A 13,809-nucleotide genomic window follows, 5' to 3' on the forward strand; every position below is an offset into this window, starting at 1 on the left:
GGCAAGGGGAGAAGAATTAATGACTAATGACTAATGACTAATGACTAATTTGTTTTCAAGTTTTTAAAAGAGGAAAATTATGCAGAATAATCGCAAACAAACGGCTCTTATTACTGGTGCATCTGGCGGTATCGGTTATGAATTCGTGAAATTATTTGCTCAGGATGGTTACAATCTTGTGTTAGTAGCTAGAAGTCTGGAAAAGCTGAATAAAATCGCCGATGAATTTAAAAATAAATTTGGCATTGATGTCAAAGTTATTTCCAAGGATTTATCTAACCCATCAGCCCCAGAAGAAATTTTCACGGAGCTAGAACAAGCATCGATTAATATTGATGTGCTGGTGAACAATGCCGGGTTTGCTACCTACGGATTATTTAACGAAATTGACCTGAATGCTGAAATGCAATTGCTACAGGTTAATGTTTTATGCTTGACACATTTAACCAAGTTATTTCTCAAAGGTATGGTTAAACGGGGGTCTGGAAAAATATTAAACCTGGCTTCCACAGCTGCTTTTCAACCAGGGCCGCTGATGGCAGTATACTACGCTAGTAAAGCTTATGTCTTATCGTTTTCAGAAGCGATCGCTAATGAATTAGAAGGTACAGGTGTTTCTGTGACGGCGCTTTGTCCAGGGCCTACAGAATCTGGTTTTCAACAAAGAGCCGCAATGGAAGACTCAAAGTTGGTAAGCGGTCAAAAAATTATGACTGCGGAAACAGTAGCCGAAATCGGCTATCGTGGTCTATTTGAAAACAAAACTGTTGTCGTTCCTGGAATTAAAAATAAGCTACTCGCTGAATCTGTAAGATTTACTCCCAGAAAGCTGGTAACAAAACTAGTCAGAAATATGCAGGAAAGCAAATAAGTTGTAATATCATGTCTGCTTGATTACTTAACTAGGCTTCAAGAACCCCACCCCCCAACCCCCTCCCCGCAAGCGAGGAGGGGGCTATGATACATCTCATTTGATTAGGAAAAGCTATAAGAGTCTGAAACAATTTTTAATTACGCATTACGAATTACGAATTACGAATTACGAATTATTTTAATCCCCTTGCGGATGTTCGTCCCACAAGGTTGTTATTTCCCGTAAACTCTGATGATTGCCATTACCCAAAATCAGATGATCTAGTACTGGAATGCCCAAAAGCTGCGCTCCTGCTAACAATTGGCGCGTCAATTCTATATCTTCCTGGCTGGGTTCAAGGTTTCCAGAAGGATGATTGTGCGCAACTATTACCCGCGTTGCGCCTTGACGGATAACTTCTCGAAAAATATCACGGGGAGAGGCTAGGGTTTCGGTTGCCGTGCCAATGGTAATTACTTGTGTACCCAATAAACGATTCTTGACATCTAATAGCACCACTGCAAAACGTTCTTGTATTTGCCACATCAAATCTTGACTGAGGGTAGCAGCAGCAGCAAGTGGGCTATCAATTAATGTGCCATCATTAGGACGAGATTGAAAGGCGCGTTTACCCAATTCAATTGCTGCTAAAATGCTTGTCGCCTTCGCCGGGCCAACACCAGAAATTTGCATCAACTCAGCAGGGCTAACTTCTCGCAGAACTACCAAAGGATCGCGTTGATGTTTGCCTAGTTCGCTCAAGATATATTGTCCTAAGCCCACAGCAGATAGTTTTCCTGGCCCTTGACCAGTGCCTAGAAGAATTGCGATTAATTCGGCTGTGGCTAAAATTTTGGCACCATGCGTCATTAATCGCTCACGCGGAGGCTCATTTGTAGGTAGGTCGGCAATTCTGAGGCAATAGGTCATATTAAACTAAGAAAATAGCACCACACATAGAACTATCCTTAGTTATCCCTTGTTTGCTCTCAAAATCATCTTTATTTGAGAAAATCTTTAATTTTAGAAAATTTTCTCTATTTTTATATGTCTTGCTCTTATTGGAATCATAAACCCTATTCTCCCTAGCCACTGGCTGCCAATCTGCGATCAAGCTCGGATTGCCTACATTCCAGCAACGTTTGTCCCAAAATTTATCATCTAAGCTAGGTTTTAGAAAATTTTTTAATCCGTCCTTGATTAGTTATCTTTTTTACCGTTGACGCAAGCAATTATTCGGAAGATACTAAATTTAGTGTACAAATTTTAACAAAAATATGTCTGAAATGTTAAACCAACAATTGGACAATCTGTCAAAAGAAGATTTAGATACAATCTTATCTCCTTTAAATTCATTGATAAACAAACTAAAACATGAAATAACAATATGCACAGAATTAAATTGTAAAGATGAAAATGGAGAAAATTCCCTAGCTAAAAACAAAGAACATTATCAAGATTACATGCAATTTACCCTAGCTGAACTTGTAAACAGACTAGTACCTAAAGATGAAAATGCCATTGATTATACAATAGAAAACTTTTTGTATATACATCAAAACATTTTAATAATCAAAGCTTGGGATAAAGCAACTGATATAGAAAATTTTTGTGGAAGACTGACTTCATCATTAGAAAATTTAAAAGATAAGAAGATGTTAGAAAAATTGTATATAAGCAGAGCGGCGTAAATAATTAAAGATTTTTAGTAAGGACTTTAGCCCTCTTCTGTCACTTTCCGGGTATTCTGAACTGCGATATTATCTTTCCACTGACAAGATAAAGTTTTGATAGTAATTTTTTCCCAGTAAATTAATAAAACTTGTTACCAGTTTTCAAAGGTGCGATGGCGTACCCGCCCGCTGTAGGCTATCGCACTTCCACAATCAACCAATAACAAGTTACTCAAGACTATTTGGGAAGAAAGCAGCAGGTGAAATATGAAAAAATTTCGCCAGTTCTTCAATGTGTCTAGTTGTTAATTTACGCTGCTTTTTCAATATGGCCGATATAATAGATTCTGTTTTGAAAATGGGTACTAAATCTTTTTGGAGTAGCCCATTTTCTTCTATCAAAACCTGAAGTAAATCTATTCCATAAATATCAGGCACAGGCTCTTGCGTTTGTTCAAACTCGTAAACTAGAGTGCCTAAAATATTAAGATAATCTTTTTCATCCAATGTTAACGGAGCGCTATCTATCAAAGAATTAATAACTTTTTGGGTAGCAAATAACTCATCCTCAGTCTTGATAGGACGAGGAGGAAATGCTTGCAGCAGTTCAATGTAAATAGGACGTTTATTTAAACCAAGGGTCATTTTTCCATTTGTCTGTATTGTACTCTGTATGAGTTAATACGTTGCGAATAAATACTTTTTGACTTTGATAGTCAATATAGGTAATAAGGCGATACTTGTTTCCTTGAATATTAAAAACTGTAAGCTCACCTACTGGATCGGCAGAGTTAAAAGCTTGGCGAACTTCAAGTATATTTTGCCACTTGGCTAATTTTGCAACTTTGTTCCAACCACGTAAACTAGATTCAGCGTCGGGATACTTTTGATAAAAAAGTTTTAGTGCTGTATTGGAAATAATATGCATAATAAATGAATTTTTTCAAAATAAAGCTCATAATAACTGTCCTCGAAGTGTCAAACCGTAGTTATTCAAACTTAGCAAATTGCTAAGTCGATGTCAAGAGTTTAATGATTAGGTTTTTCACTTTACCCCTAACGACAGTAGACTTTCAGTGAAAATATGCTTGTTACCAAGTTTAATAAGTGCAATTATGTACCTGCTGCCATAGGCGATCGCTTATGTTCGATGATCTATTCAACAATCTGAAAGGTTTTATTGACTCTAAAATTCAGGAAGTCGGTAACGATCTGCAAAAACGCTTCGGCGTTCCCGAACCCGCAGAGCCATTTGTGCTGATTCGTCGATTCACACCTGCCGATTCCACGGTGACAAAAGGAGGCATTGCAATTGTCGGAGAAGGCTGGCAAATAGAAGCCTATGACGATAATACTCAGTCATTGTTGACTAGTACAGATCCTTTGCGAAATGTCATCTTGTTTGAAGTTGCAGAACCCGATGTCGAAGAATGTGTTCTTGCTTGTCAATTTTACGCGACAGTGTTGAATACAGAAAAACCAATTAAAGTGAGTTTAGGTTTACGTAGACCGGGACAATGGGGTGCAATGATAACAACTTCACAGTCTACAGGAGTTTCGTCAACGGAAGATTTTCGGCCTTACGAAGTGCGTGCCCATTTTAAAAAGAAGCAGATGCTGCCAAAGTTCAAATCAGTGTGCAATTTGAAAGTAGTGGCATTCTTAAAATTAGAGATATTGAATTGCTGCAAGCCCCCGTCAAGTCGGAATCATGAGTAATATCTGAAGGTTTGAGCAAGCAAAGTGCGTAGTTTCCGGCTGTAGGCATCGCATCATTAGCACACAACACTGCGATTCTTGGTTAACTATGAGTAAGCGATCGCATAATTCAGCAGTCCAATACTACACGCGATCGCAAACCATTTAAACCCCTTCATTGTCGCTAATTACTGATAATTTTGCGTTGCTTTCAACATATGGTAGGTAATGATCAACTGAGTCAAAGCCAGAGGATAACTTTGCAGTGTTTCTCCAGTTGTACCAGCAATTTTACCCAGTTCTGGATTACTTTCGCGATCGCAAATATTTCGTAGATGGGGCATATCAGAACAAATAATATGCTCTAGCTTATTCACCTGTTCTAAGGTGGCATGACCATCAACTTCTAAGACATCCACAGGCTTACACATATCCCTGTCTAGCCCCAGGCGGATGGCTGAGTCAGAATTGCTGGAACTAGAGTTGGTAATTGCGGTGAAATCTGGATGTGGAATTGTTGGACGCAGCACCAGCCGGACATTCAGGTGTCCATTGGTTTCATCATCTTCATCAGTGGGTGGATAGAAACTAATTACGATATCAGACCATTGTCGTTGCGGACGAATAAACTGGGCTGAGTCTGGTTCGCGCTTTTCTAGTTCTGCTAGCACTTGTTCCGGTGTGTAACCCCGCTTTTGCGTATCTCGTTTGACTTTCCACTTAGCACGTAACTCTTCAGGAGGCGCAAGGTAGACTTTAACATCATAAGAGTCACGGGCGGCGCGAGTAGAATAACCGAGTAATCCTTCGATAATCACGAATTTACTGGGCTTAATATAATCCGGTGCCTCGAATGTGCCTGTTTTGTGGCTATAAACTGGCTTGAGAATTGGTTGTCCTGTGCGTAGCAGCGACAGATGTTGCTGCATAATATCTAAGTGGTTACAGTCGGGGTGGAGGGCAGTGATGCCAATTTCTGCACGTTGTTGGCGATCGTAACGGTGGTAATCATCTGTACAGATGATTGTGACATCTTCTGGGCCGAGTGCCTGAGCGATTCCCCGCGTTAGCGTTGTTTTACCAGCCGCGCTGTCCCCGACAATACCAAGAATTATTGGACGGCTCATCATAACCTCCGATAATAAAAACAAGTTTAGTAATAAAATACCCACAATAGTTTTTATTCTAGAAGGGTTTAAGCAAGTAACTCAATCAAAGGCTTTGTATGCAATATCTCTACACATAAAATGTTTGTGCGTGCAGCCCGTCGTAGACATCGCTTTTTGCATAATAATTACAATTTATATGATTGTTATAATCATGGATGCAAAACTAGACATCCCCTGCTGAACCTACTTTCAAGCGCAGATATTCAATTTTGATACAAGCATCCATAACCATATTTAGTCCTGCATCTATAGCTTTTTGTGCTGATGGTTGATGCCAGATACCCAGTTGTGTCCATACAGTTTTCGCGTTGATAGAAATTGCTTCATCTATAATTTGTGGCAAGTGTTCACTACGGCGAAACACGTTAACAATATCGACGGGTTCGGGTAATTCCTGGAGTGCAGCATAACTGGGTTGACCGTCAATTTCTTTAATTAGGGGGTTAACGGCATAAACTGTATAGCCTGTCTGTCGCAAGAATTGGGCGATTTGATAACTGGTGCGAGCGCGTTTATCAGAGTGACCCACAACAGCGATGGTTTTGGCTTGAGTCAACACCTCACGCAGGGCGTTATCATCTTCTTTAAGGTTTAGCATGGTCTAATATATCCTGAGCGTAGGCGCAGCCCGTCGTAGACATCGCTTTGCTATCAAATCTGAGTTGCATTTAAATATAATTTTGACTTTTAAAAAATCATCCACGAGTATAAAAGACTCATTCACGAGTATCAAAGACTTATTCACGAGTATCAAAGACCAAATTACAGGTATGGGCTACTTGGTTATTTTATGCTGTCTTAGTTGATTTAGGCGATGCAGTTGCAGACGAATTATCTTTACCTTTTGACCGCATTTCTTTGGAGATGATTTTTCGTGGTTTGTACCATTTCAGCGTTGCTTATGACAAAGGTAAAGCGGATGACCCTATTAAGTACTTCGCTGCAAAAGAGAACCAAGATTTAGGAGTCGCCAAAGCCCTGCGAAAGCCTGTCTCTAAACTGGATTTATCCCTTTTTCCTGCACCCTCTTGACAAATGTGTTATCGCTCTAACCTCTCACGAGTGCTCTATGAAACATTTGTAATTGGGTGAGGCGCTAATCTAGCCAATGCCGTAGGTGAACAAGAGATAAAATTTTAATCTGCTAATTGGGTACTCTAACCCCAGAGTGCCTTAGAAGAACATGAAAAAAATCATACTTTTACTCACAGTCAGTAGACCGAAATTATACTAATTTTATAGAATAACTGGAAAATATGTTGTAAAAAAAGTTACTATTAGCAGAAAAAGATAACAGAATTCGTAGTTTAGAAACTATGGTAAATACGGCGCTAGAGCGCCCCAGCTTTTATTCAAATGTTGAACAGGTAGGTTTTATGACTAACAATCCAAGTGGAATTTCTCAAAATATGAGTGGTGGTACAATGCATGGCGGGATGCAAGCTGCACAAGGCGACCAAAACCAGCAAAGTATGGAGACTAGTGTAACTGTATCCGATGAAAAACAGCTAACCAAAGAAGATGTTGTTCGGATGCTAGCGCAGATTGAACAATTGGTTGAGTCAACCCCAGAACTACCTCAAGCAGACAAAGAAAAGTCACTCAGGTATCTGGGAGCCGCTAAGGAAGAAGCTCAAGCAACAGAACCTGATAAACAGTTTGCAGCCGATAATCTCAAACGTGTAGCTGCAACGCTGAAAACCACAAGCGAAACTGTGGCATCAACTAAGAGTCTGTGGGAAAATGTCAAACCAGTTTTGAAAGAACTACCGTGTTGGCTGGGTGTCGCTAAAAGTTTCTTTGGGTTTTAGTAAAACGAGCCGATGAATCAGCAACAGCCTTCTGAGAACAATTCTCCTCTCAATCAAAACCTTCAGCAGAGTACCGAAAGCTCTACGCTGGGAGGAGGTATTCAGGGCATTCAAGGGAATGATAATATCCAGTTTCAGGCGATTAATCCCCAGCGAATAATAATAATTAATACACATAGGAAATTAGTACTTGATAACAGTGATAGTTCTAAAGGGTTTGTTCTGAAAAATAATTCACTCAATAATTCTACTTTGCTGCGTCTTACTTCGACACCTCTCAAAGTACTTCCACCAGCCCTTACTCGCTCACTACTAGACCGACAGGACGAGGTAAAGCACGTGCTTGATGCGTTACAAGCAACCGAGCGGTTGATAGAATTTTACGGTGAGGAGGAAGTGGGAAAGACAACTCTCTTACGTTATTTGGCTCATCACCTCCAAATTCACTCTTGGGTACCAGAAAAAATTTTATACCTTTGTGTCCGAAACAAGTCTGTAGAAGACATACTTCAGGATTTTTGTGACTTTTTCTGTGAGAGTGATAGTGAACCAGAAGAAATTAAGCGTATTTTCAGTTCTAATAAGATTCGAGAGACATTAAAAGATGCACAGGCTGTTGTATTGCTAGATAATGTGAATTTACCACGTCGAGAAGTAACAAAGTTGACAAACGAGTTACCCAACTTCATCTTTATAATGGCTTCGTCAGAACGTTATTTCTGGGGCGAAGGTTGCTCAATTATATTGCGTGGGCTTCCTTTGAATCATGCACTTACATTAATTGAAAGGGAACTGGGACGAGCGTTGACCTCAGAGGAACATTCTGCTGCTGAAAGCATTTGCAAAATTTTGAATGGTCATCCCCAGGAAATTCTCAAAGCAGTAGCGCAAGTGTGCGAAAAAGATATTTCATTAGCAGAAATATCCCTCCAAATACAGTCTGCTTCTCCCACCAAGGCATTAGATTGGGAAATTTTAAAATCGTTATCACAACCCCAATTTTTGATTTTAGAAACGCTGACTGCTTTGGGAATGTGGCTTCTTCCTGAACAAGTAGCAGCTTTAACAGGTCTGAACTACACACCGACTATCTTAGATACTTTATTTAGGCGCAATTTAGTTCAGACTGAGGGCTCCCGTTATAAAGTGACCAAAACTGTAGGTGAAACGTTGCAGCAAGTGCAAAACTTAACTCCTTTACGGGAGCGTGCTTTATTCTACTTCACATCTTGGATTGAACAGCATAGGTTGGTTCCCAATCACATATTGGATGAAGCTAACATTATATTGCAGATTTTGAGTTATACAGTTGCAGCTGGTCGCTGGACAGATGCTCTGCACTTGTGCCGAATCGTAGAGGGTGTATTTGCCTTTAGTCACCGATGGGGAATGTGGGTTCAGGTATTAGAGTATGCATTACAAGCAGCACGAGCTAAGGGTGATAAGGCTGCGGAGGCTTGGGCATTGCACCAACTTGGTACTTACGCTCTTTGTCAGGAAGACATGAAATTAGCTCGTGAGTTGCTAATAAAGGCTCTCAATTTACGGAAATCATTGGGAGATAAGATGGGAACTACCGTCACTTACCAGAATTTGCAGTTTGTTTCGCCTGTAGTTTCTCCAACTATTTCTGTCCTAACGACATCAACTCCTCCACTTCCTGAATTGATTCAAGGGTTACTCTACTACGGCAAATACCTGGCTGTTTCTGGGGGACTCCACGTGCTTGGAATTCCATTAGTATTGTCTACTCTTTTTACCTCAAGCAAATCCCCCAGCCCCTTAATACCTGTTACTGTTATTACACCAGAAATAGATATTTCTAGGGGCACTGAGTCTATTCGTACCCCTCGCTCTGAACTACCAAAAGTAAGTTCACCAAGTCCAACCAACTCCCCATTTCCAACCGCACCTTCATCCAATTCTCTTTCGACTGGAGAACCATCAGTATCTGTTACTCCCAGTCCTACAATCACTCCCAGTCCTACAATCACTCCCAGTCCTACAATCACTCCCAGTCCTACAATCACTCCCAGTCCTACAATCACTCCCAGTCCTAGAACCACTCCCAGTCCTAGAACAACCACTCCCAAAATATCTTCAGAGAGTAATTCAAATACTCTGCAAGCTGCTAGAGATAAGCTGGAAACGTTAAATACTGAACTGAACCAAGCTCAAGCAGAGCTAGCTTTTGCCCAAAGCGATTTCGAGAGGATGGAGCAGTTACATAACACAGGTGCCATAGCACAGATATTAGTGGAGGAAAGACGGCAACTAATGGTTGCAAAACAAGAAGTACTTAAAGGTGTTCAAATAAGGATCAAGCAAGCTCAAGCAGAAGTTAAAAGATTAGAGAGTTCCAGAGGTGATTCAAAATAATCTTACTTTTGTCAATTAGTAATTATATTTAATTTTTAGAAGTAGTAGAGATATGAAGTTAACTCTTGTACTTAACTTCTGACGCAAAAATGAATGATGCGTATCAAAATTAAGCGATCACTTGCCTAAAAATTGCGTTTCCAACCCCAGTTTTCAGCCATATTTTAAGTACTATTGCTTATTGACAAATGAGATAAAATCTTAACTTCTCACGAATGAGTCTTTAGTACTCATCCACGAGTATTAAAGACTCATCCACGAGTATTAAAGACTCATTCACAAGTATCAAAGACTCGTCCACTATCCCTCTTTTGTCACTTTGGGAGAACCCAATCGCTGAAAGCCTTTCGGAGCTTTAATTTCCCGATTTTAGCTGTAAATGTCAGTTACTGTTAGAAAATAAAGGCTGAAAGCTTGACTCAATCAAAGTTTCAAAATCTTGCCTCGATTATTGTTTTCCGAGAGTGACAAAACAGGACTATTCTCCATGCCCAATGCCCATGACAACTAAAACATTAGGACTCGAACAAAACCTCTATGACTATTTACTGTCAGTCTCTCTCCGAGAACCAGAAATTTTAACCCAACTGAGGCAAGAAACAGCCCAATATCCAATCGGGAGAATGCAGATTGCTCCCGAACAAGGGCAGTTTTTAGCGTTGCTAGTGCAATTGCTGGGAGCTAAGAAAACTTTAGAAATTGGGGTATTTACAGGTTATAGTTCCCTGGTGGTGGCATTAGCGTTACCTAGTGACGGTAAGGTGGTAGCCTGTGATATTAGTGAGGAATTTACAACGATCGCTCGGCACTATTGGCAACAAGCAGGTGTGGCAGATAAAATTCAACTGCACATTGCCCCAGCTTTGCAGACTTTGGATTGGCTACTCGCAACCAAAGAAGCAGAAACTTTTGATTTCGCCTTCATTGATGCAGATAAGAGCAACTATGATGGCTATTATGAGCGATCGCTGCAATTAGTGCGTCCGGGGGGATTGATTGCGATCGATAATGTTCTGTGGTCAGGTAGGGTTGCCGATCCCCAGGTGCAAGATAATAGAACGAAAAGAATTCGTGCTTTTAATCAAAAACTGCATCAAGACCACCGAGTTAGTCTTAGTGTAGTAGCGATCGCAGATGGCTTAACTCTGGCACTGAAAAAGTAAGTTGAGCGAAAATAGCTCTTATTGCTCTAACATTTGGAAGAATCGGGTAAAGTAATCTGGAAAAGTCTTCGCTGTACAACCAGGATCTTTAATTACAATTCCTGGAACCTTCAAGCCAGTGACAGCAAAAGCCATAGCCATTCGATGATCGTGATAGGTTTCAATTGCCGCCGGGGTAATAGGACTAGGCTCTATTTTCAGGCTATCTGCAAATTCTTCAACCTTAACTCCTAACCGACGCAACTCTGTGACAACAGCTTTAATTCGGTCAGTTTCCTTATAGCGAATATGTTCCACGTTCCGAATGGTAATCGGTGAACTGGCAAAGGGTGCGATCGCTCCTAATGTTTGCACTAGATCCGATATATCATTCATATCAATGTCGATGCCTTGCAATTGCTTCGGCCCCGTCACTTCGGTGTAATCATCTCCATCCTTAATTTCGCAACCCATCTGTTCTAAAACATTCAGCCAGAGAATATCACCCTGACAGGATTGTTTAGTCAAATGTTTGACGCGCACCCGTCCACCCGTGACAGCGGCGGCGGCAAAAAAGTAAGAAGCATTTGACGCATCGGGTTCGACTGTGTAATGTCGAGCTTGGTAACGTTGTCCCGCTTTAATCTGAAATTGATTATCGCCAATCTGAATCACCTCCACGCCAAAATCTGCCATTAAGCTACAAGTCATTTTGATGTAAGACTGAGAAACCAGTGTACCCTCAACCTCAAAAATCGTATCTTGTTGAGCATAAGGCGCAATCATCAACAACGCCGAAAGTTGCTGACTTGTTTGGTTGGCTTTCAACTGAAAGTTTCCGCCAGCGAATCCCTGGCTATAGAGGGTGTAGGGCATAAATCCAGAGTTGCCCTCAAAGTTAACGGTTGCTCCACCCGTTTGTAACACCGTCAGCATATCACCCATCGGTCGTTCTCGCATCCGAGGAACGCCATCTAGGCGATATTCACCGTTCCCTAATGCCACCAGCGCCGAGATAAACCGTGCTGTAGTACCTGATAAACCTACAAATAAATCTGCCTGTTTCGCTGGGATGTCGCCTCCCTTTCCTGCAACCTGAATCTGAGCCAGATTAGGATTCAGAGTTATGGGAATACTCAATTGCTCTAAACATTTAGCAAAATACTCGCTGTCTTCGCTAAATAAGGCATTTTCTAAAATGGAGTCACCTTGCGCCAAAGCAGCGACAAGCAACGCCCGATTAGTAAGACTTTTAGAACCAGGAATTTCTACCGTGGCATCCACTGGCCGATTTAGAGCAGGAATTGCAATGGTATCCACTTTAAACCTCTACGTAGGCGGTTAGCTACAACTTTATAATATTCCCATATCTTGAGCAAAAGGGGCAGGGGAAGAGGAAGTGTGAGTTACAAGTAAATAGTGAGGAATAAGATTTTAAAACTTATAATTTATAACTCCCCTATAACTCGCAACTCATAATTCAGCACGGGTTAAACCCAAGCTATCCGCTAACAGGACTCTAGAAAAATGCAATTTATCGATCAAGCAAAAATTGAAGTTGAAGCTGGTAAAGGCGGCGATGGTATTGTCGCTTTCCGGCGAGAGAAATACGTGCCGACTGGTGGCCCTTCTGGTGGTAATGGAGGACGAGGTGGTTCTGTATTTTTCGTTGCCGATGAAAACCTACAAACTTTGTTGGACTTCAGATATAACCATCGCTTTCAGGCAGAAAAAGGGACTCGTGGCGGGCCAAGTAACTGCACTGGAGCAGGAGGAAAGGATTTAATTATCGAAGTTCCCTGCGGTACAACCATTTATGATGCTGAAACTGGCGAACTGCTGGGAGATTTAATTGAGCCTAAGCAGACTTTGCTGATTGCCCAAGGTGGTAAAGGCGGACTGGGAAATCAGCATTTCTTGAGCAACCGTAACCGCGCCCCAGAATATGCCCTCCCAGGATTACCAGGGGAAATAAAGCAGCTGCGCCTGGAGTTAAAACTTTTGGCAGAAGTGGGGATTATTGGCTTACCAAATGCTGGTAAATCCACTTTAATTTCATCTTTATCGGCTGCACGTCCAAAAATCGCAGACTACCCCTTCACTACCCTCATCCCAAATTTGGGTGTAGTGCGGAAACCCACTGGCGATGGTACTGTTTTCGCCGACATTCCCGGACTTATTGAGGGAGCAGCGCACGGGGCAGGGCTGGGACATGATTTCTTGCGCCATATCGAGCGCACGCGGGTACTACTTCACTTGATTGATGCCACTAGTGATGATGTGGTTAGAGACTACAACACAATTAAGGAAGAATTACAAGCTTATGGACGGGGTTTAGCAGAACGTCCGCAAATTTTAGCGCTGAATAAAATTGATGCAGTCGATCGCGAAACTGTTGATTTGGAGGCATTAGCCACCCAACTTAATCATCTCTCCTACGCCCCGGTTTTTGTGATTTCAGCGGTTACTCGCACCGGGTTAGAGCCGATGTTACAGGAAATTTGGGGAATTCTCGACCAAATGAAGGTTCCTGAAGAAGTGGAGGTATTTAGCTAACGAAATGACGAATTATGTTGACGGATGCTGAATCAGGGGAATCTTAATCACAAACTCAGCGCCTTGTCCTGGCTGCGAAAGACATTCTAAAGAACCGCCATGTTTTTCTGTAATGATTTGGTAGCTAATGGCAAGACCCATCCCCGTACCTTGACCGATGGGTTTGGTAGTAAAGAAGGGGTCAAATAATTGTTTTTTAACATCTTCTGGTATTCCCAATCCATTGTCGGTAATCCTAATTGTTACCTGATTTGGCTGCTGTAGTTGGGTGCGAATGCAAATGTGCGGCGGAGTTCTTTGCTCTATCCTTCGGGCATTTTCCCCAAGGATAGGACAAATGATGAATGACTCTTCCAAAGCATCGATCGCATTTGACAAAATATTCATGAATACTTGGTTTAGCTGCCCAGCGTAACATTCAACCAACGGTAGTTGTAACGACCTGCAATACTAATCGCTCAAACCTGCAATCAAGACATTTACAAACCAGGATTAACTGCAACTATAATTACGCTTCAGCCAGGATTA

General features: G+C 41.4%; 13 protein-coding genes and 2 pseudogenes. 8 read left to right on the plus strand and 7 right to left on the minus strand.

Annotated elements, in window-relative coordinates:
• Positions 1-79 precede the first annotated feature (79 nt).
• A complete protein-coding gene (locus V7K44_RS05485; protein WP_334929404.1) occupies positions 80-871 on the plus strand; it encodes an SDR family NAD(P)-dependent oxidoreductase in 792 nt (263 codons plus the stop codon).
• Positions 872-1,051: 180 nt separating this feature from the next.
• Here V7K44_RS05485 and radC read toward each other — a convergent pair whose 3' ends face one another.
• Positions 1,052-1,783: a RadC family protein gene (gene radC, locus V7K44_RS05490; RefSeq protein WP_334929406.1), complete on the minus strand. Its 732-nt coding sequence runs from the start codon at positions 1,781-1,783 to the stop codon at positions 1,052-1,054.
• A gap of 347 nt (positions 1,784-2,130) precedes the next feature.
• Here radC and V7K44_RS05495 point away from each other — a divergent pair, with 347 nt between their 5' ends.
• Positions 2,131-2,544 (plus strand): hypothetical protein, encoded by a 414-nt coding sequence (locus tag V7K44_RS05495; protein WP_334929408.1) that lies wholly within the window; start codon positions 2,131-2,133, stop codon positions 2,542-2,544.
• 210 nt (positions 2,545-2,754) lie between these two features.
• Here the strand turns inward: V7K44_RS05495 and V7K44_RS05500 are convergent, their stop codons facing one another.
• Together V7K44_RS05500 and V7K44_RS05505 are read right to left on the minus strand one after the other, a co-directional pair.
• Complete coding sequence (locus V7K44_RS05500) at positions 2,755-3,171, minus strand: helix-turn-helix domain-containing protein (protein ID WP_334929410.1); 417 nt, start codon at positions 3,169-3,171, stop codon at positions 2,755-2,757.
• On the minus strand, positions 3,152-3,454 hold the full coding sequence (locus V7K44_RS05505; RefSeq protein ID WP_334929412.1) for a type II toxin-antitoxin system HigB family toxin: 303 nt from the start codon (positions 3,452-3,454) through the stop codon (positions 3,152-3,154). Before V7K44_RS05505 ends, V7K44_RS05500 begins: the two co-directional genes overlap by 20 nt.
• 215 nt (positions 3,455-3,669) lie before the next feature.
• Between V7K44_RS05505 and V7K44_RS05510 the strand changes: the two genes are divergently transcribed.
• On the plus strand, positions 3,670-4,245 hold the full coding sequence (locus V7K44_RS05510; protein WP_334929414.1) for a hypothetical protein: 576 nt from the start codon (positions 3,670-3,672) through the stop codon (positions 4,243-4,245).
• Between the two features lie 167 nt (positions 4,246-4,412).
• Here V7K44_RS05510 and V7K44_RS05515 read toward each other — a convergent pair whose 3' ends face one another.
• Positions 4,413-5,351 carry a phosphoribulokinase gene (locus V7K44_RS05515; RefSeq protein ID WP_334929416.1) on the minus strand — a complete coding sequence of 313 codons (939 nt, stop codon included), beginning with the start codon at positions 5,349-5,351 and terminating at the stop codon, positions 4,413-4,415.
• 205 nt (positions 5,352-5,556) lie between these two features.
• The gene (locus V7K44_RS05520; protein ID WP_334929418.1) at positions 5,557-5,991 is read right to left on the minus strand and encodes a CoA-binding protein; all 435 of its coding nucleotides are present in this window, start codon (positions 5,989-5,991) and stop codon (positions 5,557-5,559) included.
• Between the two features lie 149 nt (positions 5,992-6,140).
• Between V7K44_RS05520 and V7K44_RS05525 the strand changes: the two are divergent.
• The 4 genes and pseudogenes from V7K44_RS05525 to V7K44_RS05540 all read left to right on the plus strand — a co-directional run.
• Positions 6,141-6,413 (plus strand): annotated as a pseudogene (locus tag V7K44_RS05525) (IS4 family transposase); the annotation flags it as partial.
• Positions 6,414-6,769: 356 nt separating this feature from the next.
• On the plus strand, positions 6,770-7,204 hold the full coding sequence (locus V7K44_RS05530; protein ID WP_334838638.1) for a hypothetical protein: 435 nt from the start codon (positions 6,770-6,772) through the stop codon (positions 7,202-7,204).
• Positions 7,205-7,216: 12 nt separating this feature from the next.
• Positions 7,217-9,583: an AAA family ATPase gene (locus tag V7K44_RS05535; RefSeq protein WP_334929420.1), complete on the plus strand. Its 2,367-nt coding sequence runs from the start codon at positions 7,217-7,219 to the stop codon at positions 9,581-9,583.
• A gap of 500 nt (positions 9,584-10,083) precedes the next feature.
• Entirely contained in the window at positions 10,084-10,746 is a 663-nt protein-coding gene (locus tag V7K44_RS05540; RefSeq protein ID WP_334929422.1) for a class I SAM-dependent methyltransferase, read from the plus strand.
• A gap of 18 nt (positions 10,747-10,764) precedes the next feature.
• Here the strand turns inward: V7K44_RS05540 and aroA are convergent, their stop codons facing one another.
• Positions 10,765-12,045 carry a 3-phosphoshikimate 1-carboxyvinyltransferase gene (gene aroA / locus V7K44_RS05545; RefSeq protein WP_334929424.1) on the minus strand — a complete coding sequence of 427 codons (1,281 nt, stop codon included), beginning with the start codon at positions 12,043-12,045 and terminating at the stop codon, positions 10,765-10,767.
• 207 nt (positions 12,046-12,252) lie between these two features.
• Between aroA and obgE the strand changes: the two genes are divergently transcribed.
• A complete protein-coding gene (gene obgE, locus V7K44_RS05550; protein ID WP_334929426.1) occupies positions 12,253-13,281 on the plus strand; it encodes a GTPase ObgE in 1,029 nt (342 codons plus the stop codon).
• A gap of 12 nt (positions 13,282-13,293) precedes the next feature.
• Here obgE and V7K44_RS05555 read toward each other — a convergent pair.
• A pseudogene (locus V7K44_RS05555) lies at positions 13,294-13,713 on the minus strand (sensor histidine kinase); the annotation flags it as partial.
• Positions 13,714-13,809: the final 96 nt, after the last annotated feature.

Origin of the sequence: Nostoc sp., from assembly GCF_036917235.1 — a bacterium.
GTDB lineage: Bacteria > Cyanobacteriota > Cyanobacteriia > Cyanobacteriales > Nostocaceae > Nostoc.

What these genes read in the sequence shown, in the direction of transcription:
- V7K44_RS05485 (WP_334929404.1), top strand. Translation starts at nt 80, where the DNA reads ATGCAGAATAATCGCAAACAAACGGCTCTTATTACTGGTGCATCTGGC.
- radC (WP_334929406.1), bottom strand. Translation starts at nt 1,783, where the DNA reads ATGACCTATTGCCTCAGAATTGCCGACCTACCTACAAATGAGCCTCCG.
- V7K44_RS05495 (WP_334929408.1), top strand. Translation starts at nt 2,131, where the DNA reads ATGTCTGAAATGTTAAACCAACAATTGGACAATCTGTCAAAAGAAGAT.
- V7K44_RS05500 (WP_334929410.1), bottom strand. Translation starts at nt 3,171, where the DNA reads ATGACCCTTGGTTTAAATAAACGTCCTATTTACATTGAACTGCTGCAA.
- V7K44_RS05505 (WP_334929412.1), bottom strand. Translation starts at nt 3,454, where the DNA reads ATGCATATTATTTCCAATACAGCACTAAAACTTTTTTATCAAAAGTAT.
- V7K44_RS05510 (WP_334929414.1), top strand. Translation starts at nt 3,670, where the DNA reads ATGTTCGATGATCTATTCAACAATCTGAAAGGTTTTATTGACTCTAAA.
- V7K44_RS05515 (WP_334929416.1), bottom strand. Translation starts at nt 5,351, where the DNA reads ATGAGCCGTCCAATAATTCTTGGTATTGTCGGGGACAGCGCGGCTGGT.
- V7K44_RS05520 (WP_334929418.1), bottom strand. Translation starts at nt 5,991, where the DNA reads ATGCTAAACCTTAAAGAAGATGATAACGCCCTGCGTGAGGTGTTGACT.
- V7K44_RS05530 (WP_334838638.1), top strand. Translation starts at nt 6,770, where the DNA reads ATGACTAACAATCCAAGTGGAATTTCTCAAAATATGAGTGGTGGTACA.
- V7K44_RS05535 (WP_334929420.1), top strand. Translation starts at nt 7,217, where the DNA reads ATGAATCAGCAACAGCCTTCTGAGAACAATTCTCCTCTCAATCAAAAC.
- V7K44_RS05540 (WP_334929422.1), top strand. Translation starts at nt 10,084, where the DNA reads ATGACAACTAAAACATTAGGACTCGAACAAAACCTCTATGACTATTTA.
- obgE (WP_334929426.1), top strand. Translation starts at nt 12,253, where the DNA reads ATGCAATTTATCGATCAAGCAAAAATTGAAGTTGAAGCTGGTAAAGGC.